Source organism: uncultured Chloroflexus sp., from assembly GCF_938091255.1.
Classification (GTDB): Bacteria; Chloroflexota; Chloroflexia; order Chloroflexales; family Chloroflexaceae; genus Chloroflexus.
This window is the reverse complement of the sequence record NZ_CALLJH010000006.1, coordinates 70,581-91,254: the sequence shown is the minus strand read 5'-3', so window position 1 is coordinate 91,254 and position 20,674 is coordinate 70,581. Positions and strand designations below refer to the sequence as shown.

Annotated in this window: 21 protein-coding genes; 6 read left to right on the top strand and 15 right to left on the bottom strand. The window is 58.4% G+C overall.

What is annotated here, in order from left to right:
- Positions 1-86: 86 nt before the first annotated feature.
- Positions 87-1,475: a S41 family peptidase gene (locus tag Q1A00_RS02835; protein WP_298401955.1), complete on the top strand. Its 1,389-nt coding sequence runs from the start codon at positions 87-89 to the stop codon at positions 1,473-1,475.
- A 20-nt stretch (positions 1,476-1,495) separates the two neighbouring features.
- Here the strand turns inward: Q1A00_RS02835 and Q1A00_RS02830 are convergent, their stop codons facing one another.
- The 3 genes from Q1A00_RS02830 to scpB all read right to left on the bottom strand — a co-directional run bounded on the left by Q1A00_RS02830 (position 1,496) and on the right by scpB (position 5,309).
- The gene (locus tag Q1A00_RS02830) at positions 1,496-2,755 is read right to left on the bottom strand and encodes a glycosyltransferase family 39 protein (RefSeq protein ID WP_298401957.1); all 1,260 of its coding nucleotides are present in this window, start codon (positions 2,753-2,755) and stop codon (positions 1,496-1,498) included.
- A 56-nt stretch (positions 2,756-2,811) separates the two neighbouring features.
- Positions 2,812-4,251 (bottom strand): chromosomal replication initiator protein DnaA, encoded by a 1,440-nt coding sequence (dnaA, locus tag Q1A00_RS02825; protein WP_298401959.1) that lies wholly within the window; start codon positions 4,249-4,251, stop codon positions 2,812-2,814.
- A gap of 476 nt (positions 4,252-4,727) precedes the next feature.
- The gene (scpB, locus tag Q1A00_RS02820) at positions 4,728-5,309 is read right to left on the bottom strand and encodes an SMC-Scp complex subunit ScpB (protein WP_298401962.1); all 582 of its coding nucleotides are present in this window, start codon (positions 5,307-5,309) and stop codon (positions 4,728-4,730) included.
- A gap of 91 nt (positions 5,310-5,400) precedes the next feature.
- Between scpB and Q1A00_RS02815 the strand changes: the two genes are divergently transcribed.
- Positions 5,401-6,678, top strand: a complete 1,278-nt coding sequence (locus Q1A00_RS02815) for an ABC transporter permease (protein ID WP_298401965.1) — start codon at positions 5,401-5,403, stop codon at positions 6,676-6,678.
- A gap of 69 nt (positions 6,679-6,747) precedes the next feature.
- Here Q1A00_RS02815 and Q1A00_RS02810 read toward each other — a convergent pair whose 3' ends face one another.
- Positions 6,748-7,002 carry a UPF0158 family protein gene (locus Q1A00_RS02810; RefSeq protein ID WP_298401968.1) on the bottom strand — a complete coding sequence of 85 codons (255 nt, stop codon included), beginning with the start codon at positions 7,000-7,002 and terminating at the stop codon, positions 6,748-6,750.
- 140 nt (positions 7,003-7,142) lie between these two features.
- Between Q1A00_RS02810 and Q1A00_RS02805 the strand changes: the two genes are divergently transcribed.
- From Q1A00_RS02805 to Q1A00_RS02795, 3 genes are read left to right on the top strand one after another with little or no spacing between them, the layout of a single operon-like run.
- Positions 7,143-7,724, top strand: a complete 582-nt coding sequence (locus tag Q1A00_RS02805; protein ID WP_298401971.1) for a sigma-70 family RNA polymerase sigma factor — start codon at positions 7,143-7,145, stop codon at positions 7,722-7,724.
- The gene (locus Q1A00_RS02800) at positions 7,697-8,146 is read left to right on the top strand and encodes a hypothetical protein (RefSeq protein ID WP_298401973.1); all 450 of its coding nucleotides are present in this window, start codon (positions 7,697-7,699) and stop codon (positions 8,144-8,146) included. The genes Q1A00_RS02805 and Q1A00_RS02800 overlap by 28 nt, the downstream gene beginning before the upstream one ends.
- Entirely contained in the window at positions 8,143-9,090 is a 948-nt protein-coding gene (locus tag Q1A00_RS02795; RefSeq protein WP_298401976.1) for a polymer-forming cytoskeletal protein, read from the top strand. The genes Q1A00_RS02800 and Q1A00_RS02795 overlap by 4 nt, the downstream gene beginning before the upstream one ends.
- A 56-nt stretch (positions 9,091-9,146) precedes the next feature.
- Here Q1A00_RS02795 and Q1A00_RS02790 read toward each other — a convergent pair whose 3' ends face one another.
- The 11 genes from Q1A00_RS02790 to Q1A00_RS02740 all read right to left on the bottom strand — a co-directional run bounded on the left by Q1A00_RS02790 (position 9,147) and on the right by Q1A00_RS02740 (position 19,021).
- Positions 9,147-9,887 carry a Yip1 family protein gene (locus Q1A00_RS02790; RefSeq protein ID WP_298401979.1) on the bottom strand — a complete coding sequence of 247 codons (741 nt, stop codon included), beginning with the start codon at positions 9,885-9,887 and terminating at the stop codon, positions 9,147-9,149.
- 1 nt (position 9,888) lies between these two features.
- Entirely contained in the window at positions 9,889-10,587 is a 699-nt protein-coding gene (locus tag Q1A00_RS02785; RefSeq protein ID WP_298401982.1) for a Yip1 family protein, read from the bottom strand.
- A 225-nt stretch (positions 10,588-10,812) separates the two neighbouring features.
- Positions 10,813-11,442 (bottom strand): phosphoribosyltransferase family protein, encoded by a 630-nt coding sequence (locus Q1A00_RS02780; protein ID WP_299755148.1) that lies wholly within the window; start codon positions 11,440-11,442, stop codon positions 10,813-10,815.
- A 4-nt stretch (positions 11,443-11,446) separates the two neighbouring features.
- Entirely contained in the window at positions 11,447-12,178 is a 732-nt protein-coding gene (gene pyrF / locus Q1A00_RS02775) for an orotidine-5'-phosphate decarboxylase (protein WP_366917409.1), read from the bottom strand.
- 16 nt (positions 12,179-12,194) lie between these two features.
- Complete coding sequence (locus Q1A00_RS02770; RefSeq protein WP_298401991.1) at positions 12,195-12,632, bottom strand: hypothetical protein; 438 nt, start codon at positions 12,630-12,632, stop codon at positions 12,195-12,197.
- Complete coding sequence (locus Q1A00_RS02765; protein ID WP_299755142.1) at positions 12,632-13,717, bottom strand: quinone-dependent dihydroorotate dehydrogenase; 1,086 nt, start codon at positions 13,715-13,717, stop codon at positions 12,632-12,634. The genes Q1A00_RS02770 and Q1A00_RS02765 overlap by 1 nt, the downstream gene beginning before the upstream one ends.
- Positions 13,704-14,054 carry a hypothetical protein gene (locus Q1A00_RS02760; protein WP_298401997.1) on the bottom strand — a complete coding sequence of 117 codons (351 nt, stop codon included), beginning with the start codon at positions 14,052-14,054 and terminating at the stop codon, positions 13,704-13,706. Before Q1A00_RS02760 ends, Q1A00_RS02765 begins: the two co-directional genes overlap by 14 nt.
- 8 nt (positions 14,055-14,062) lie before the next feature.
- A complete protein-coding gene (locus tag Q1A00_RS02755; protein ID WP_066787346.1) occupies positions 14,063-15,133 on the bottom strand; it encodes a phosphotransacetylase family protein in 1,071 nt (356 codons plus the stop codon).
- 12 nt (positions 15,134-15,145) lie between these two features.
- Positions 15,146-17,236, bottom strand: a complete 2,091-nt coding sequence (gene acs, locus Q1A00_RS02750; RefSeq protein WP_298402005.1) for an acetate--CoA ligase alpha subunit — start codon at positions 17,234-17,236, stop codon at positions 15,146-15,148.
- A gap of 275 nt (positions 17,237-17,511) precedes the next feature.
- A complete protein-coding gene (gene puhE, locus Q1A00_RS02745) occupies positions 17,512-18,276 on the bottom strand; it encodes a putative photosynthetic complex assembly protein PuhE (protein WP_298402008.1) in 765 nt (254 codons plus the stop codon).
- Positions 18,277-18,523: 247 nt separating this feature from the next.
- The gene (locus tag Q1A00_RS02740; RefSeq protein ID WP_298402009.1) at positions 18,524-19,021 is read right to left on the bottom strand and encodes a ferritin; all 498 of its coding nucleotides are present in this window, start codon (positions 19,019-19,021) and stop codon (positions 18,524-18,526) included.
- 217 nt (positions 19,022-19,238) lie between these two features.
- Here Q1A00_RS02740 and Q1A00_RS02735 point away from each other — a divergent pair, with 217 nt between their 5' ends.
- Positions 19,239-20,375, top strand: a complete 1,137-nt coding sequence (locus tag Q1A00_RS02735) for a M20 family metallopeptidase (protein ID WP_298402011.1) — start codon at positions 19,239-19,241, stop codon at positions 20,373-20,375.
- The last annotated feature ends 299 nt before the right edge of the window (positions 20,376-20,674 follow it).

Below are 20,674 nucleotides of genomic sequence, written 5' to 3'. Positions count from 1 at the left end.
CTCACCGCGCAGGCATAACGCTAATGGTATCATACAGTTGAGCAGCAACTTGCTCCGAACCAAGGGCATCTATAGTTATAAAAGTTATGCATCGCCTACGAATCATTCTGCTGTTCCTGACCACGCTAGTAATTACTGGCTGCACATTCGTGCGCAGCGAACCCGAGCCAACGACCACCAGCTACAGCCGGCCCGCTGCGCCAGCTACCCGAATCCCATTGCCGGCTGAAACCCCTGCACCGGCTGGCGGCGCTACAAGCGGACTGAATCTTTCGCCGACGCCAGCGCCACCGGTAGCAACCATCGCGCCAACCCCGACGCTAGCCCCGCTCAGCCGGGATCAGCGCCTACAAATTTTCCAGCAAGTATGGGAGACGGTGCGCGACAATTATTTGTACGAAGATTATAACGGCCTCGATTGGCAGGCAGTACGCGCCGAACTGCAACCTAAGGTTGAGGCAGCAACAACACCCGAGGAATTTTACGCGATGATGCGCGATATGATCGCGCAGCTTGGCGACGACCATTCGCGATACGAATCACCGCAGGAAGTGGCGGCTCAGATCGCCGAAGCGCGTGGCCAATTGCAGTATGGCGGCATTGGTGTGAGTGTGCGCACAATTGATGAAGGCGGTTTGATCACGCGCGTCGTTGCCGGCGGGCCAGCCGATCAGGTCGGGTTGCGTCCGCGTGACCTAATTGTAGCGGTAAATGGCATTCCGTTTAATGACCCCAATGCGTTTGGCCCTGCCGGCGCGATTGGCGCGGTGCGCGGCATCCCCGGCACCACGGTGCGACTGACGATCAAGCGCGGCGACGAACCGCTGCGGGAGGTTGAGGTGATGCGGGCAGTGATCGATATCGCCATCTTCAATCGGGTAACTGCCGAGCGGTTGACCGGCGACATTGGCTTGCTCACCATTCCTAGTTTTTATGTCGATAACGCCGACGTGCAAGCCCGTGACGCACTCACCAACCTGCTGGCTGGCGCGCCGGTGCGCGGGATGATTATCGATGTGCGCGACAACAGCGGCGGTTATATTCACGTGATGCGCAACATTATCGCTCTCTTCCACGACGGCGGCAGCATCGGCGCATCGGTTGGGCGGCGCGATCGGGAAGAGCAGCGGATTCCGCGCGGACGCGCGATCCCCGGTCTCACCAACATCCCGGTGGTGGTGCTCGTCAGTAACGAGACGGCGAGCGCCGCTGAGATGTTCGCAGCCGGAATGCGAGTGTTGCGCCAAGCCACCATTGTCGGCGTACCGTCGGCGGGCAATACCGAAAATCTCTACGGGTACGATTTTAGCGATGGATCACGTTTGCTACTGGCCGAAGTCGCTTATCAACTACCCGATGGCACGCTGATCGAGGGCATCGGCATCATACCTGATGTGCTGATTGAAGCGGAATGGTGGCGCTTCCCGCCGGAAGAAGATCCCCAATTGCAAGCGGCGATCAATCTACTTAAGTAAAGCCACCCGGCGAGGTGAAGTTATCTATGAACGCGACGACCCTGCCACCATGTTAGCACCACCGAACCCACAACCGCCGCCAACATCAGCAAGATCGGCTCGACCGGCAGCCGATAACGAGTATTGCCGGCCACCGAGATCGCGTAGGGTACGGTAAACGCAACCAGCCACCAGAGGCAGAGCAGCAACGCTGCCCGGTAGCACCGATACGCGATCACTGCGCCAATCACAGCTAACAGCAACAGGGGGATCTGGATCGCGTAGCGTATGAGGTAAAAGTAGCCCGGCTCAGCAATGTTTTCGCTGGTGATCTGGAAGGTTGGCGAAATCAGCCACAGATAGCCGATCCGCTTGATGGTCAGCTCAAGGAAGCGATCGGGATGGGCAGCGATCCACTGCCACGCTTCCTGCTGCAACACGGCATAGCGCTCGGCTTCGTTAAGGGAAGCGAGATAGGCTGCTCGCTCAGGCGCGAGCGTATTCGGCATCGGTTCGCCAGCCATAGTGTAGAGAAAGCCGGTAGCATTGGGATTATTGCCCATCCAGAAATTGAGCCCAAACGAGGTTTTGAGCGGCACCAAGCGGTGAAACACCAGATAGTTGCGCACCGTCCACGGCGCGACAATGACCACTGCGACCAACGCAGCACCGGCAAGCAGCAACGTACTCCGTTGCCGGGCTGACGGTGTTTGCCGGAACCAATAGAGCAAGGTCGCCCCCGGCGCAGCCACCAGCAAGATCGGCTCAGCTAGCAGACCAACGCCCCACACCGCGCCGAGCAACGTCGCGCGTTTTCGGCCCGGATGGGCAAAAAACAGTACGATAGCATAAAAAACGAGCGCAGTAAAAAACGCTGTCAAGATAGCCGGCGAAATCTGCTTACAGAAATAGATCAAGGGCGGATAGAACGTTGTCGCCACCGCCGAGATAGCCCCAACCGCTGGCGCGAACACCCGGGCAGCAATCTTGCCGATCAAGTAAATGATAAGGGCTGAGAGGACTGCCTGCGCCAACTCAACGGCAAGAAACGGCAGGGGTATGCCGATCCATAACCAAAACGCCAGAAATAACGGGTAGAGCGGTGTATTGAGCGCCGTCGGCTGTTCGGGGCCAAGCCAGCCGCCGCCGGAAAACCCCTTGCCGGCAACCAGATTGTGGGCCACAATCCCGTATTCGGCGGTGATTGGCGCGCGATAGTCATTGAGCACCAAAACGGCTGCTACCCGGATCGCCAAACCGATCAGGGTAAGCAGCCACAAGAGGCGATCAAACCGGTTCATCAACAGCATTGAGCCAAAAGGGCGGCGTGTCGTAGGAGCATAGCGTTGTTATATCCTTATGACACGCCGCGCATCATCTGGATCCGTTCCCGGATCGTCATGACTTCATTACGCAAATGACTATCGGTATTAATTTCCTCAGCAATCTTCTCGCAACCATACATAACTGTGGTATGGTCACGCCCACCGAGCAGATTACCGATATCAACCAACGAACTCTCGGTCTCTTCGCGCAGCAAATACATCGCGACTTGACGCGGCACCACCACGTGGCGCGAGCGGTTGCGAGCGCGCAGTTGCTCAACTTCGATCCCGTAATGTTCGCTCACCACCTGCAAAATCGCCTCGGCGCTGACGCGGCGGCGGCGCTGATTGCCCAACAGATCGGCCAGCGCAGCCGTTGCCGTATCGATGGTAATCGGCAACCGGTTGAGTTCGGCGTAGGCCGCAACCCGGTTCAGGCTGCCTTCAAGTTCGCGGATATTGCTCTGAATCTTATGGGCTAAAAAATCGATCACTTCATCAGGCACATGCACGCTCATCTGCTCGGCCTTAGCGCGCAGAATCGCGGTGCGTGTTTCAAGATCGGGCGGCTGGACATCAACGATCAAACCCCACTCAAAGCGCGAACGCAGCCGCTCTTCGAGGGTCAGAATCGCTTTAGGTGGGCGATCAGAGCTAATCACAATATGCTTCGCTGCTGAATGGAGCGTATTAAAGGTATGGAAAAACTCTTCTTGGGTGGCGTCTTTGCCGGCAATAAATTGAATGTCGTCGATCAGCAGCACGTCGATATTCCGGTAGCGCATACGGAACTCTTCGGTCTGCTGGCGGCGAATGGCATTGATCAAGTCGTTGGTAAATTTCTCAGACGAAACGTACAGCACATTAATTTCGGGATCGCGATCGAGCACGCGATTGCCGATCGCGTGGAGCAAGTGGGTCTTACCCAAGCCAACGCCGCCATACAGGAAAAGCGGGTTATAAGCTTGGCCGGGGTTATCGGCCACAGCGAGACAAGCGGCGTGGGCCAAGCGGTTGCTCGAACCGACAATAAAGCTAGAGAACGTATATTTGGGATTAAGCATCCCTGAACGCATTGCGCTGGCCAAATCGAGTTGGACAGCGCGCTCGCTGGCGCCATTGCCGGGCATAAAGGCCGGCGCGGAAGATTCGACGATCATCGGTTCAGGTTCAGCAGCAAACCGCGACCCGTTAAACGAGGCAGGAAGCAATTCAGGGCGCAACGATGGGTTAGAAATCAGCACCTGCACTTGCACCGAGTAGCCAACGACCCGCGTCAGCACGTTGCGGAGCGGCATTAACAACCGGTTTTCCAGCCCTTCTTTCTGAGCCAGTGACGAGACCCCAATCCGCGCTACGCCGCTGTTAAGCGACAACAGGGTTGCCGATCGCAGGAGCGCATCGTAATCATGGCGCGAAACTTGCGATTGCAGGGCGTTCAATGTTGCTTTCCAGATTTGAGTTAGGTTCACACTGCGCCTCCTTGCGAGCCGCGCTTGACCATCACGCACATAATGAATCACCCGCGCCGAAACGCGGGATCGGCAATGCAGCAGTTAACATCTCAGGCTCAGTGCGCTCGTGGTGAGAGCGGGCAGCAAGTCTTCAGTTGACGTGGTGTGATCATACTCGATCTGCCCCCATATTTCAAGCAACATAATGCGGGAGATCTATAAATGTTCCTTATAGTAATGAGATGTGGTAGAGGCTTGTTTCTTGTGATCGTAGCGAGATAGAGACTGCGTTATGTTGAGATTAAATTGTGGATAATTGTGGATAAACCGGCAACCAATTTGCCGCACAGTTTCCATTTTAGCGCATCTTGGTGCGCTTGTCACTAATCGAGCAACAAGCGCGATCACCCTACTTTTCATGTGGATAACAAGTGGACAGGCGGGGAGAAGACCGTGGATAGAGTCATGGCGCAGCGATAACAGCCACTGCGCCATTATTCCGGGAGATCAACCGGCGGCAGATCGGCAAGGCTCGTTAAACCAAATTGTTGGAGAAACGCCGGCGTCGTGGCGTAGAGGATAGGCCGGCCCAGCGTTTCGAGGCGGCCAGCCTCACAGATCAGATCGCGCGCCAGCAACGCCCGTAGCGCCGCACTGCTATCAACGCCGCGAATGGCATCGATCTGGGCGCGCGTGATAGGTTGGCGATAGGCAATAATCGCGAGCGTCTCGAGCGCGGCATGTGACAAACGCTGGCCGTGTTGCACACCGAGCAAGCGACGAATGGCCGGCGCCGCTTCCGGCGCGCTGACCAACAGCACCTGATCGCCGTGGCGCTGAAGGCGAATCCCGCGCTGCGCATAGCTTTGGCTCAATTCATCAATAGCTGCGGTCATTTGCGCGAGCGGCGCCTCTAACACACGCGCTAATTGCTCGATCGTCACCGGTTCGCCGGCAACGAAGAGCACCGCTTCGATCAGTTGCGCCAACGAGGGTGGCGCCGGATCGGGAAAGAGCGCCGGCTGGTCTGGTGAACCGGCATTGGTTAGAGGTGCGACGTGTTCAGACTCAGTCATAGGCTATGTTCGAGCATTAGGCGCTATTCCAGAAGATGATTGCTTATGGTATCATATCGGTTGCAAGTGCAAGCAGGAAAGGACGTTGTCAATGAGTGAACGCCGTCGTGGCATCTCCCGCCGGCAAGTAATTGCTGGTTTCTTTACCCTCTTGGGCTTTTTGATGTTGTTCAACTACGTACCGCTGGCACTGGCGGGCGATACCGTGGTGACCCGCATTGCATTGGCGGTGCCGCAACCGGTGATTGCCTTCCCCACTGCGTGGAGCTTAGCCTTTATCGGTTTGATCGCACTGATTGCCGGTGTGTTAGGCCTTAGCAATCGCGCCCAACGCTGGGCCAACGGTCTGCTATGGACAAGCGCGGTGCTCTTGTTCCCGGCCATTCTGATCTGGGCCGCAGCCGGGAAACAAACCAATGCGACCGTGATGCTCAGCGAATCATTACGCCTCGGCACACCGCTGGCGCTTGGGGCATTGGCCGGAATCTGGGCCGAACGATCGGGCGTGATCAATATCGCCATCGAGGGCATGATGCTGATGGGGGCAGCCTTTGGCTTCGCCATCTTCATTTTCACCGGCAATATCTGGGTTGGCGTCATTGGAGCAGTTGTTATCGGCGGCGTCATAGCCCTCTTGCATGGCGTACTCTCAATTTCATTCCGCACCGACCAAATTATTAGCGGTACGGTGGTCAATATCTTAGCGATAGGTGTGACCGGCTACCTCAGACGGCAGTATATCGTAGTTGAAGGTGGCGGACGGATCACGCTCCCGTCGCTTTCCGGCCTGCTCGCCAACGCTGGTTTTCCCGACCTCGCCCGCTCACTCGAATCAATTCCGGTGTTGGGAACGTTGATTTTCAGCGGCAAGCCGATCTTTTTCGCTATGCTGCTCCTTGTGATCCTGACCCACATCGTGCTCTTCATGACCCGTTGGGGCTTGCGCACGCGAGCCGTGGGCGAGAATCCTAAAGCCGCTGACACGGTTGGCATTGCGGTCAACCGGATGCGCTATTTCAATATCTTTATCAGCGGGTGCATTGCCGGGCTAGGTGGTGCATGGTTTTCGTTGGAAACGGTGGGCCAGTTTGACGACGGAATGACGGCTGGCAAGGGCTTTATCGCGCTGGCGGCGATGATCTTTGGCAAGTGGATGCCGTTTGGCGCCTTTGGCGGCGCAATGCTGTTTGGCTTTGCCGAGGCATTAGGTACGCGTTTCCAAATCTTACAGGTACAGGTCTTTGGCGGCCCGGTGCCAGTGCAATTTTTGCAGATTACCCCCTATGTGGTGACAATGATTGTGCTGGCCGGATTGATTGGCCGCGCTGTGGGGCCGGCGGCGGTAGGCAAACCGTATGAAAAACAATAACCGCGCAGCCGCAATAGCATGGGCAAGGCAGAGATGAATGCTCATCTCACCTTGCCGAACATGCCCAATTTAGGCCAGCCCCTCAGCTTCAAGCCATTCCTGCACATCGGCATCGGTAGGGCTAGCCTTGCCGCCGGGAATATACCGATACCGATCGCCATACCCTTCCATTACCTGATTGCGCAGCGCTTCCGCCTCGGCGCTTGGATCGGTGTCGGGCACCCGCAACACCTCACCGGAGTTCAGGTCGAGATAAAAGCTCACAGCCGGGTCGGTCTCGGCCAGCGCGGCACGAATTTGCTCACGATTGATGTTAGCGGCCACAGCATCCTCCAGTGGATTAACGACGGCATACGAACGACCGCCGAATCACGATGATGGTACACGAACCTGCCCGCTCTTGCAAGTTGACAGAGTGGTAACGTTTATCGTAGTGAGTCGTATAGTATCTGTGAGGAGCGCCTGTGAGCGATCCATCATCTGACGAGCTTGACCTCGTCAAGCGGGCTTGCACCGGTGATCAATCGGCATGCGCCACGATTGTCCAGCGCTATACCGGTATTTTATATAATCAGGCTTATCGCATGCTGGGCGATGCGTTCGAGGCGGAAGACGCGGTACAGGAAGTCTTCTTACGCGCATTCCGCCATCTGCCAAGCTACGATCCGTCGCGCCGGCTGGTTACGTGGCTGCTTACGATCGGATCGAACTACTGCATTGATCGCTTGCGCCGGCGACGATTCAACTGGTTAACGTTGGAAGATGTCGCCTTTTGGCTGCCAAGCACGCAGCCGGGGCCAGAACGAAGCGCCTTGCAGAGCGCGCAGCGTGAAGTGGTGCAACGAGCATTGCAACGACTGCCTGAGAGTTATCGCAGCGTGACTGTGCTCCGCTACTGGTACGATCTCTCGTATGACGAGATTGGCGCGATCTTGGGCTTAACCGAAGCAACCGTCAAGACCCGGCTGCACCGGGCGCGTAAAATGCTGCAAGAGGCGCTGGCCGCTGAGGAGGAGGTATGGAACACAGAAGGGATGGCGAGTTGACCGATGCTGAGCTGGCTGAGGTCGAAGCAGAGACGCGCGCGTTGCTGGCGCGGTGGGGTGAACCAACGATGGCATCGCCGCCAGCCGATCTATCGGCGCGCGTGGTACGGCACCTCTCCGCCGCTCCCGCGCATCGTGGCTGGCATTGGCGACCACTCTGGCTGGCTGCGCCGCTCGTACTGCTGGTACTGGGGTTCTGGGGATTGAGCATTGACAGCAACGGCCCTGCCTCGTTGTTCGGCGATCCAGCCACCGGTGCCGGGCGATATGTGTTGGGGCTAACCCTCGTTGCCAAGCCGCTCTGGCACTTGTGGCTGGCCGGCGCTGGGTGGTGGCTGCTCGGATTGTTCGTTCTCTTCGCCGCTGGCTGGCTCTGGTGGCGCCTGATTCTTGATGCACCGTTGGCTGAGGTTTGGCAGTGATACGACGAAGCTGGTTGTTTGCAGTTATGCTCTGGTTGGCAGTGCTCGCTACGCCAGCGCGCGCGTTTGCGCAAGAGCCAGCGGCGCTGGTCATCGCTGCCGGTGAGCGGTACCATGGCCACGTAGCCACTTTCGACCAACCAATTGTGATCCTCGGCGAGGTTGATGGCGATGTAACCAGTTGGGCCGGTTCGATCACGGTGCAAGGCATCGTGCGTGGTGATGTGGTGAGCTATACCGGTACGATCACGTTAGCTCCCGGCGCCATTGTGGAAGGAAACGTCCTTTCGATCGCGGGGGGGGTGAACGTTGCAGCACGCGCCGGATTGCATGGCATCGTGATCGGGGTCGAACCGCTGGCCGGATCGACCGTAGCCACTGCGTTGATTGGCACGCTGAGCGGCCAAACTATTGTCCGCCGTTGGTTGCCGCCGGGAACTACCGGCCTGCTCGGCGCACTGATTTCGGCGCTGCTCTGCGTAGCGATTGCGCTCATCTGGCCGCGCCGCACCGCCGGGATTGGGCGAGCATTGCGCGCCGCGCCATTGCGCAGCGCCGTGGTTGGCCTGCTCTCAACGCTACTGGCGCTCTTGGCATTACCGCTTGTGGTGGGGATATTGACCCTCAGCCTCGCCGGACTGTTCCTGCTTCTGCCATTGATCATCCTGCTCCACGTACCGTATGCGATCGGTCTCACCGGCGTCACCCGCGCGATCGCGGCTACATGGCCACCCGGCTGGGCACTCAAGCCGCCGCTGGCTACCGCACTCGGCGCGCTCATTGTGCTCGCACCGCTGGTTGTGATAAGCATCGTTGCGCCGGTGCTCGCGTTGGCGTTAGGCTACGCTGTGGCGAGCTGGGGGTTGGGTGCGGCGTTGATTAGCCGTGGCGGTGCGTTACCGATCTGGCGCGACGAGTGGCCGGCAGTGAAGCACATGGATTAGCATAGCCGCGAACAGACCCAGTAAGGTCTTAGCGATGGGTTATGGCAACGTCGCTACTATACGCTAGCCGCCAGCGCAACAACCAAGAGGCCAAGCACACAACTCAGCAATATCCCCAACACGATGAGTAGACTGGGGTACAGCAATACGGCCAGCGTGGCCTTGCCGCTATCAAGCCGATGCACCACGGCGGTGCCGCTAATCAGGATGATCAACCCCCACCCCCATGCGATCATCGAGATCGGAAAGCTCAACACCGGGATAAAGGTGAGTGCATCGAGCGCATGGGGAGCAACCGAGAGTGAGCCAACGGCGACCATAGCGCGAATGCCGCCTTGCCCGCCAAGTTGGCGGGCGGCGAGATGGGTTAACGTCACCGCTAGCAACATACCACTCAAGTAGGTGAGCGGCGTCGAGACAGCTTGGCCGAGCGCCTCTAAGATCAGCGGTATCGGGCGAGGTAACGTCGTCGGCAAATCTAAAATATCGCCAACCATCTGCGCCAGCTCGTCTTCACTCTCTAAGAGCAAGCGAATCACTTCACGTTGTTCGAGCGTTGTTGCAGCCGCTTGCTGCTGTTCGAGTGACTGACGATAACCGAAGCGAAAGGCTTCCACAACACGCGCTGGATCAGCAACGCTAATCAGAGCACTCGCGCTCTGAAAGACGCCCACCAGCAACCCCACCATTAGGATGAGTAAGAAGCCACGCCGTACCCCGTCAGGAGCATCACGCAGCTCGGTAAATACCCGCTGGTTCAAGGTCAATGCCCCATTAAACGTATCAATCACCGGCATATCAACTCCCTTGCGCGATGGCAACCAGCACTGCCAATGCGCCACAACCGATCAGCATCAACAACACAACTAACACCATCGGCCCGATCAGCGCAGCCCAGAAGGCACGCCACGCCGGTAAGTTATGCGCTGCGCGCAAGCCAAGATAGCAACCGATAAGTCCGAGTATCGTCGTGCCCGCAACCTGTGCAAACGGTACGATTTGCACTACTGCCAGCCAGTTCGCGCCGCTCGCTAGCGCCGTGCAGCCGAGCGTCTGGGCCAAGCTACCTTCACCACCTAACGATCGCGCCGCGAGATGCGCGATTACGCCGTAGATCAGCCATCCTAACAGATAGAGAAACGGCGTCAAGACCGCATCAATCAATCCGCCCCACCGAAGGAAAACAGCGAACTGGGTGAGTAGAGTAAAGATTGGGGTGAGATCAAACGCAGGGTTTCCGCGTTGCAGTTCGGTGATAAACGGAGTGCGCTCTAATTCACGCTGAACAATCGTAAAGATCGCTTGTGGATCTGGGCTAGATAAGACCGTCAGTAGGCTACCGATAAAGCTAGCTACACCAACCGCAATTCCCACGAGCAGCACAACGAGAAACCCATCACGTAAGGCAGCCGGATTATCGCGCTGGGAACGAAACGTATCGGTGTCGAGAAACAGACCGGCTGTACTTAGGCGGAACAGGTATGTTAGCGATTCCATTGCTCTCCCTATAGGTTATTCCAGTAGGTTGCATAGCGAGTGGTCATGATGAATATGCAGTCTGATTCGCGATAACTATTGCAGATGGCGCCTCCGCGACCCCAACGCCGGCGCGGCGCCCACGCTGTGGACGGCTTCGCGATCCGGTAAATCGGTATTCACCCTTCACCAAGCACACGCTAGGCACTGACGCACGACCGGCACCCGAGGTGGAGTGCGCTTCGCCTATTTACGTCCATACCCTGCCCCTTTACCGAGGCGGGTATTGATCGGAACACCGGCGGCACAGAGCGGACACTCCTCGGCGGGATAGCTCTCAAGCGGCAGTTCGGTGAGCGCCACGAGACACGGCGCGCCGAGATCGAGCGCCGTGATACCGCCGCGATTGCAGAGTGCGCCAACGCCGACCACAATCCCGCCGGCAGCCGTCACTGCCTCGACCACCAGCCGCGCTGAGCCGCCAGTGGTAAGCACATCTTCGACCACCAACACCCGTTTGCCGGCGATTAACGCATCGTAGCCACGGCGAAACACCCGCCGCTTGCCGGTTTCAGCCTGTTCTTCTTCAGCGTAGACTGCCAACACCTCGCGCCCGCTCAGTTGCGACAGGTGGTGCGCCGTCCATTGGGCCATAATCACCCCACCCACAGTTGGCCCGGCCACCGTCTCGACGCCGGCATCAGCAAAATGACGAGCCAATGCCGCACCGACCATGCTAGCGGCAGCAGTGTGCGGATAGAGCGCGTCTTTATTCACATAGCTGCTGCCATGGCGGCCAGAGGTATAGACAATGTGATCGTTGGTGACAATCGCACCCAGCTGATGCAAAACAGTCAAGAGGTTGGTATTGCTCATAACGTTAGGTTATCTGTTCAAGTTCAGCTACGATTCGGGCCGTCGCCGCCGACGGATCGCCGATCGCAGCCGGCGGGCTAGTAATTGGGCGGCCAATCACCAGATAATCAGCCCCAGCCCGCAGCGCGGCAGCGGGGGTCATCACCCGCCGTTGATCGCCTTCGCCAGCCCACAGCGGGCGAATGCCCGGCGTCACAATCCGCACATCGGGACAAGCGGCGCGGATCGCGCCCACTTCATGCGGCGAAGCAACCACACCATCGAGACCGCAATCGCACGCCATCCGCGCTAGATTCACCACATAATCGGCAACGTCCTGCCGCACCCGCAATTCACCGGTCAACGCCGCCGCATCAAGGCTGGTCAAAACAGTGACGCCAAGCAGCAAGGGGCGATACGGCATGCTCTGGGCGGCAGCGACCGCCGCGCGCAGCATAGCGCTACCGCCGGTGCAGTGTAAGGTCAGCATCCGCACCACCGGGCCGAGCGCGCAGACGGCGCGCACCGCGCCGGCCACCGTATTGGGAATATCGTGCAGCTTGAGATCGAGGAACACGCTACCCCCGACTGCTGCAATTGCCGCCGCCACCTGCGGCGCGCCTATCGCTGTGCAAATCTCTAACCCCAACTTGAACCCACCCACTTGCCCGCGCAACTGAGCAGCCAGCGCAACCGCGCGGTCGAGATCGGGCGTGTCGAGAGCAACCAGAATACGTTCGCGTGGAGATAACGGCATCGTCGTCATGATGCGTTCACGTATGGATCAAGAGATACACGGCAACCCCCACCACCGTCGCCGCCCAATAGAGCGCAAAGGCAATCCGCATAAACGGCTTGTAATTGGCGAAGCGCCAGCGCGCCGGCAGCCAGCCATTACCGACTAACACCACGTACACTCCAAAGAGCATGGCGACCGTGCCAATCACTTCATGGGCCGGCATCGCGACAAAGGCTGCCGCCGGCAAAGTGAGATTCTCATCAGGCGTGACGGCTAGCAGCGACGGGATCATCACCCCGAACACGAGCACCAGATTGGCCGCCGCCGCGCCAGTTTGCAGCCAGCGGTGCGCGGCATAGTAGCCTTTCACCGCTACATAAGCGCCAATGGTAAAGGTGATCGCAACAATGATACTGCCTACCAATGATATATCTTGGGCGAAGGTGGCTTTTGTGCCGAGAAACCCGCTCATCACCGCTCCTTGCCGGCAACTAGCAACGCGCGATTGATCCGGCGCGGCAGCAACGGCCCGCGATAGACCAAGCCGGTGTAGAGCTGGATCAAGCTCGCGCCGGCCTCGAACATACGCAGTGCATCATCAGGCGAATGGATACCGCCGACGCCGATAATCGGCAGTTTGCCGCCGGTGGCGCGCGCAATCAACTGTACCACCTGCCGGGCGCGTTGGGCGAGCGGTTGCCCGCTAAGGCCGCCGGTCTCGGCCACTAACTCTGGATCAATCCCCGCAAGACCACTGCGCCCAGTCGTGGTATTGGTAGCAATAATACCGGCGACAGCGTGATCGGCGCACACTGCCAACAACTCTTCGATGGCTGCATCGCTCAGATCCGGCGCAATTTTCACCAACAGCGGGCGCGACCCGCGCGGATCGGCACGGCCCAGTTCGGCATTATCGCGCTGCAACGCGGCCAAGAGCGCGTGCAAGTGAGCGGCGTCTTGCAATTGGCGCAGACCGGGAGTATTGGGCGAACTGACGTTAATCGCCACGTAGGCGGCATATGGGAAGAGCAGCCGGAACGAGGCGCGATAATCGTCGATCGCCTGATCGAGCGGCGTCACCTTTGACTTACCGATCGAGACGCCGACCGGGATGGAAACCGGCGTCGTTGCCAGTCGTTGCGCCAAGGCCGCTGCGCCGGCATTATTAAACCCCATGCGATTAATCAGCGCCTCGCGAGCCGGCAAACGAAACAGGCGCGGGCGCGGATTGCCGGGTTGCGGGAGACGAGTAACAGTGCCCACCTCGACAAAACCAAAACCAAGTGCAGCCCATGCCGGCAACGCCACGCCATCTTTGTCCATGCCAGCGGCTAGCCCAACCGGATTAGGAAAATGAATCCCGAAGACGGTGCGCGATAAGCGTTGATCACGGATCGCAGCAAGCAACTGAAGAGTGCGACACAATAGGCGTGAACGGCTCAGCAACGCCAACAGATGCAAGGTACGTTCGTGAGCAGTCTCGGCATCGCCACCGCCAAGCCGGAACAAGATTGGACGCAGCAGGAAGCGGTATATCGTCAGATCAGAACGGTTCAACACCCACCTCAGACAACTCATCGGCAAAGCGCTCGATATCGCGCGTTGTGCGGAGCCGGTCGATCCGGCTGAGCAACCGTTTCCGGTCAGCGCTCCCCTCAATTACTGCCCGTTCCAAATATTGGGTAAGATACAGCTTGATCACCTCAAGCTGATCGGCAGTCAGCGGTTCACCCTGCATATAGCGTTCAACCGCGGCGGCCAGCCGCCCGGTCGTCTCTTCCATCCAGAACCGAGGCGGGCGAGCGACCGGAAACGGGTAGGGATAATCAGGATTAGGCACAAACACCAACGGCCCAATCACTTCAGCGTTTTCGGGCAACGGATCGGTCGTCATAGTGAATCCTAGTGGATTTTCAACCCCAGCAAGCGATATAAACGGTCAAAATCAAAATGGGCATCGAGCAATTCGGTAAAGCGGCGCAGTTTAGCTTCTTGATGAAAGCGAACGCGGCCAAACAGACGCTCGGCCCGATCAACCGTACTGAGCGTATCATCAGCCACCAGAATAATCGGCACCTCCAACTCAGCGGCGCGATCCATCACCTGCATCGTCGGGCGGATATTGCCGGTCAGCACCAGCGCATTGGTGCTAGTCTGAAGCGCAATCAGTTGCAAATCGCTGCGATCGCCACCGGTAATCACCGCCTTGTTGGCACGGCGGCGGAAGAACGACAGGCTCGCTTCGGCCCCCATTGCCCCGATCATCAGCGAATCGAGCATCTTCTCGCCCCACTCAGGCCGGCCAATAATTTGCCCGCCCAAATGTTGGGCCAATTCGTTGACGCTCACCCCAGATAAGAGCCGATCACGTGGCATAATCCCGAACACCGGAATGCCTCGCCCTTCGAGGAAGGGCGTAACGCGATTACGGACAAACTCGCGGTGCGGCTCTTCGACCTGATTGATCAGCACGCCAAGCAAGCGATCGCCGACATAGCGTTGCACGCTCAAGATCGTATCAACCGACAAGGTAGAGGTATAGCGGCACACGAGTAAGCCGGGAGCTTGGAGCATATCAGTCACCTGATCGGCAGTCAGATCAACTAGCGCCCCCTCGGCCCACGTATTGGTGCCTTCAAGCACCATCACATCCTTCTGGCGCGACACCGCCAGATAAGCGTCGCGCAGCGTCTTGGCGAACGAATGGGGCTGCCCGCGCAGGATCGACTCAATCACCCCCGGTGTAATCAACACCGGCGCGACCTGCTCCATTGGTGCATCAAGGCCAATCGTCTGGCGGATAAAGGCGGCATCTTCATCGAGCACCGCATCGGGCGTGTGCGTCACCGAAACGCTGACCGGCTTCATATACCCAACGCGGAAGCCGTCTTGCTGCATACGGCGCAGCAAACCGACACAGACCGCGCTCTTGCCGACGTAGGTTTCGGTTGAGGCGACATACAAAGTTGCCATCATTGCCTCCACTTAGTTGAGGATGATCCGGGCATCGAGGACGATCGCGCCCTCGCCTTCGTGATGAACGACGAGCGGATTAATATCCATCTCGACAATTTCTGGGAAGTCGGTGACCAATTGGCTGACCCGCAGTACCGTCTCTTCGATGGCAGCGATGTCGGCAGGCGGTTCGCCACGCACGCCGCGCAAGAGTGGGTACGCGCGGATTGAACGAATCTGCTCGCGCACCTCTTCAACGCTGAGCGGCGCGAGGCGGAAGGCAACATCTTTCAAGACCTCGACATAGATGCCTCCCATTCCCACCGCGATCAACGGCCCAAACTGCGGATCGCGGCTGACACCGACCAAGACTTCACGGCCTTTGCGCACCATCTCTTGGACGAGAATACCCCAGATGCGCGCCGAAGGAACATATTTGCGCGCGCGGTACTCGATCAGCTCAAAGGCATCGCGCACCGCCGTGGCATCGCCAAGACCGACCCGGACGCCGCCAATATCGCTCTTGTGGAGAATATCAGGGCTGGAAATCTTCATTACCACCGGATAGCCAAACTCATTGGCAATCGCGACCGCCTCTTCCGGGGTATGGGCCAATTGGCTCTTAGGCAACCGCATCCCATACGCCTCTATGACTTGGCGCGCCTCAACCTCGCCCAACTCGACCCGACCAGCCGCGCGCACCTTAGCAAATAATTGTGCCACGCGATCGCGATCAACGTCAAAATGGCGATAGGTGGGGGCCGGACGTTGTTGCCAGAGTGATTGGCGATACATGGCTGCCAACGATTGGACGGCGCGTTCGGGGAAGGGGTAATTCGGAATATGCGCCTCATTGAGCGCACGCACCGCTTCACCAAGACTCACTCCACCCATAAAGCTGGTCACCACCGGCTTATCGGTCTGCCTACTCAGATCGATAATCAGCCGCGCCGTCACCAAGGGGTCAGAGACGGCTTGGGGCGTAAACAGCACAATCAACCCATCGACATTCGGATCGGCAAGCGCCGTCTCGATTGCCCATGCATACCGATCAGGCGTCGCATCACCAATGACGTCGATCGGATTAAAGAAATTAGCATTGGGCGGCAACTTCTCTTGCAAGCGACGGATGGTTTCTGAGGTAAACTCAGCCATCGCTAGTCCACTCCGTTCGACCGCATCAGTCGCAATAATCCCGGGACCACCAGCATTCGTTACAATCGCCACCCGATTGCCACGAATCATTGGCTGATAGGCAAAAACGAGGGCTAGATCGAACAACTCATTCATGGTCCGAGCGCGCAAGATACCGCTTTGGGCGAATGCCGCTTCGTAGGCAGTTTCAGAACCAGCTAGCGAACCGGTATGTGATGACGCGGCCCGCGTACCGGCAGCGGTGGTACCACTCTTGATCGCCACCACCGGCGTACACTTGGTCACCTCGCGCGCAACGCGAATAAAGCCGGGGCCGTCATCGATCGCTTCCAAATAGGCCAAAATCACCTTGCTGTGCTCATCGCGATTCCACGCCTCAAGCAGCGCCACCTCGTCAACATCGGCCTTATTCCCTAGACTGACGAAGCGGGAAAAGCCGATGCCTTGCTGATAGCTCCAATCGAGAATCGCCGTGCAGATCGCGCCTGATTGCGACATGAGCGCAATATTACCGGGCAACGGCATCGCATTCGCGAACGAGGCATTGAGCTGGCTGATCGTATCGATAATGCCGAGCGAATTGGGGCCGATCATGCGCATGCCATAGCGACGCACCGTCGTCAACAACTCGCGCTCGAGTTCGCGCCCGGCGCCGCCGACCTCTTTGAAGCCGGCAGTAATTACCACCAAGCCACGAATCCCTTTGCGGCCACACTCATCAACCGCAGCGTTAACGTGTTGGGAGGGGATGACAATGACCGCCAGATCGATTGGATCAGGCACATCGAGCACCGAGCGATAGGCGCGCAAGCCCAGCACTTCGGGAGCACGCGGATGGATTGGATAGATCCGACCTTGATAGCCGTGATCAATAATATTTTTCAGCACACGATGGCCCAAACGCGCCGGTTCAGGCGACGCGCCCAGCACGGCCACTGATTGGGGGGCGAAAATGGCCTCTAACATAGTGTGGGTGCTCCTTTTCGCACACCTTGCCCCTTCATCATAACCGATACACGACGTTGCGACAAGCGATGTTTCGCGCAACTATCGCAATGATGCAAGGGTGCGCAGATATGACGATTGTGAATTGTTGTCATGCAGACGAGTATGCGACTGGCGGCGGGGAAGTTGGCGGGATTGCCGGTAATCCCTAACGGATCGCACACACGACCAAGGAGCATGCCGCTCCCTGCATGCAGAGTAGCACGCAAGGTTACAAGCGCGGCTGCACCGCGTGGTTAATCGGTAGCCGGAGCGGTGGCAGGAGCAGGGGCGGGAAGCAGGAGCAACCAGTGTTCGAGGGCGCCAAGGGTAAAAAGGCTAGCTAGGAGGGCCAAACGAATGGCCGCCGGATCGCCGAGATGGGCGCTAATGCTAAACCAAAGCATAATCGCCAGCAAGGTGGCGACCGAAACACTTGGGCGGAAAAACGCACTCGGCGGGCCGGGCCGCCAGTAGCTGGCGAGAAAGGCAAGGTGAGCCGGAAAGAGTTCGACTTGCAGCGCACGTACCCCGTACAGAACGTTCAGTTTCGCGCTCTGCTGCAAGGCCCAGCTTAGCCCAAAGGTGAGCGGGCCAAGCCAATGGCTGGCATCTTGCAATAGCCAAATCAGTAAACCCATTTCAAGCACGAAGGCAAGTTGGTGGTAGAAGTGGGTGCCGAGGGCGTAGAAGAAGCGCTGCACGCCACGCGCTTCGGGCGGGCAAGGTAGCCGGCGCGGCCCGGCCAGTATGCCGCTGTAGAAAGCTAGCTCGTGCCATGCCCATACCAGCAGCCCGGCAGTAAACGCGCGATATGCACCCACTACGCTCAGATCGTGGCGCGTTACCAACAATTCACTGTGCGCAAAGATGAGTAGCGGCAAGCTGAGGAACACCGCCCAACCCGCTACCCGTTGCCCGCATCGGTTCAGCCAGATCAGGCCGAAGGTCAGGCCTAGCCACAACGTGACGACCGTGAAGAGCGGCAACAGATAGTAGAAGGCGATCTCCATCCAATTCATAGCCTAGCTTTCTACCCACTTTTGCACTAATGTCATAATTGTACACGAAGTGCAGCAGTTCGTGAAGAGTCGGACAGAGCGGTAAGTAACGTCGGGTCATCTAACAGTAGGACACCCACTGTCGGGGCACCCGACCGTGTGCCCCCTACCGCACACCAGAAGGCACGTGGCAAAGGATGCCGTCTGCCACCTGCTCGTATAGGGAATGGTTGAGGTGACGGTCGTAGGTAAGATGACCGTATAACAATTATTCGTCTCCTGTGCGCTCGCCCAGTTTGCGATCAAGCATGAACAGGCCAACACCATCGTTGCTGATCAGTTTGAGGTGCTGGATAATCTCATCGGCACTCTTCTCTTCTTCAACCTGCTCATCAATAAACCACTTGAGCATGCTCATCGTTGCATAGTCATTCTCTTGGGCTGCCAAGGTGTAAATGGCGTGGATCGCAGCAGTCACCCGCTGCTCGTGGACCAACGCTTGCTCGAAGGCGTCAAGCGGCGAAGCGAACTCATTCTGCGGCTCATCAATTGCTCCGAGATAGACGCGACCGCCACGATCATTCACGTAATCGAAAAAGCGCAATGCATGCGCGCGCTCTTCTTCGCTCTGCACTCGAAACCAGTGCGCAAAACCGGGTAGTGAGCGCGACTCGAAGTAAGCCGCCATCGCGAGATACGTGTAGGAAGCGGCATACTCATACGTAATTTGCCGGTTCAGCGCCTGCTGAATCTTTTCGCTGAGCATGGTGGTTCTCCTTGCTTTGGAATGGTAATACACTCAATCATACCGCAATTTGTACATGGTTTCAAAGCGAGCAGCCGAGTGATCGCTTCGGTAGCTCCGCTCTTCGTTCTCGCCAAGCGAGCACATTCATAAGATGAGCCTTTGCCATTTGCTGCCATACTGCAACAAAGTACGCTATACTACCGCGCACAACCATCGTTTGCTTGGAGAGATTGTTATGCTCGACCGCACCACAATTGCCGTTCACGAAGCCAAATTGCTCGACCTGACCGCCCGCCTCGTTCACCTCGAATCACCAAGCACTGATAAAGCCCTGCTCGATGCCTGTGCTGACGAGCTGGCCGCCCTCTTCGCTGGCGTCGGCAAGGTGGAGCGCATTGCAAATCCCAACGGCGGCGATCATCTGCGCGTAACCGTGACCGATGTCGCCGAGCCGGCTTTGCCGCCGGCGCTGGTGCTCTGCCATTACGATACGGTCTGGCCAGCAGGCACAGTAGCGCAGCGACCATTTACCGTTACCGCCGATCGCGCGTTTGGGCCGGGGGCGTATGATATGAAGGCTAGCATCGCGATGGTTTACGCCGCTCTTGGTGGGTTTGGCCGGCCAGCGCCGCGCTTGCGCCGTCCGGTCATTGTGCTGTTGACCTCTGATGAAGAGATCGGCAGCCCGACTTCGCGGGCGCTGATCGAGGCGACAGCAGCGCAAGCGGCGCACGTGCTGGTGATCGAACCGCCAACCGAGCCGGATGGCGCGTTGAAGACGGCGCGTAAGGGTGGCGGTGCGTTTCGCGTGACGATCACTGGCAAGGCTGCTCATGCCGGCGTCGAACCGGAGAAGGGGGCTAGTGCGATTACCGAGCTAGCACACCAGATTTTGGCGGTGAATGCGCTGGCCAACCCCGCGATTGGCACCACCGTCAACGTTGGTGTGGTTGGCGGCGGCACGCGGCCTAACGTGGTACCTGCCGAAGCGTGGATGGAGGTGGACGTGCGGGTATGGACGCAGGCCGAAGCGGCGCGGATCGAAGCCGGTATGGCAGCGCTTAAGCCGGTAACGTCGGGGACGCAAGTGATGGTAAGCGGCAACGTGCGCCGTCCGCCGATGGAGCGCACCCCGGCTAGCGCCGCGCTCTTTGCCCGCGCTCAAGAGCTGGGGGCAGCGTTGGGTTTAGACATCCGTGAGGGGAGCACCGGCGGCGGGAGCGACGGTAATTTCACGGCTGCGCTCGGCATTCCTACCCTCGACGGGCTGGGCTGCCCCGGCGCCGGTGCGCACGCCGACCACGAGCAGATTAGCCGGCAAGGGTTGATCGACCGCACGGCGCTGCTGTGCGCGTTGTTGAGTGAGGTGTAAGGGTGGGAAAGGAGGAGTGGGGAGCGGGGAATAGCCACAAAAATCTAAAACGTTTTCGTGGAGAATAGCGACGAAGGGTCGGGTTACAATTACCACGCCCGCTGCGGGGTCTGTTCGACCCCACCCCGCTGGGGGAGAGGATTCTTACTCCTCCCTCGGAAGGAGGCCGTGTCAGGGCAGGGACGAGGAGCGCATCTAGACCCCGCAGCGGGCTTTCCCAATCATAGCCCGACCTAAAGGGTCGGGCGCCCAGAACTCACCCCACCACCACTGGATAAAATGTGCCCCCACCCTCGGCC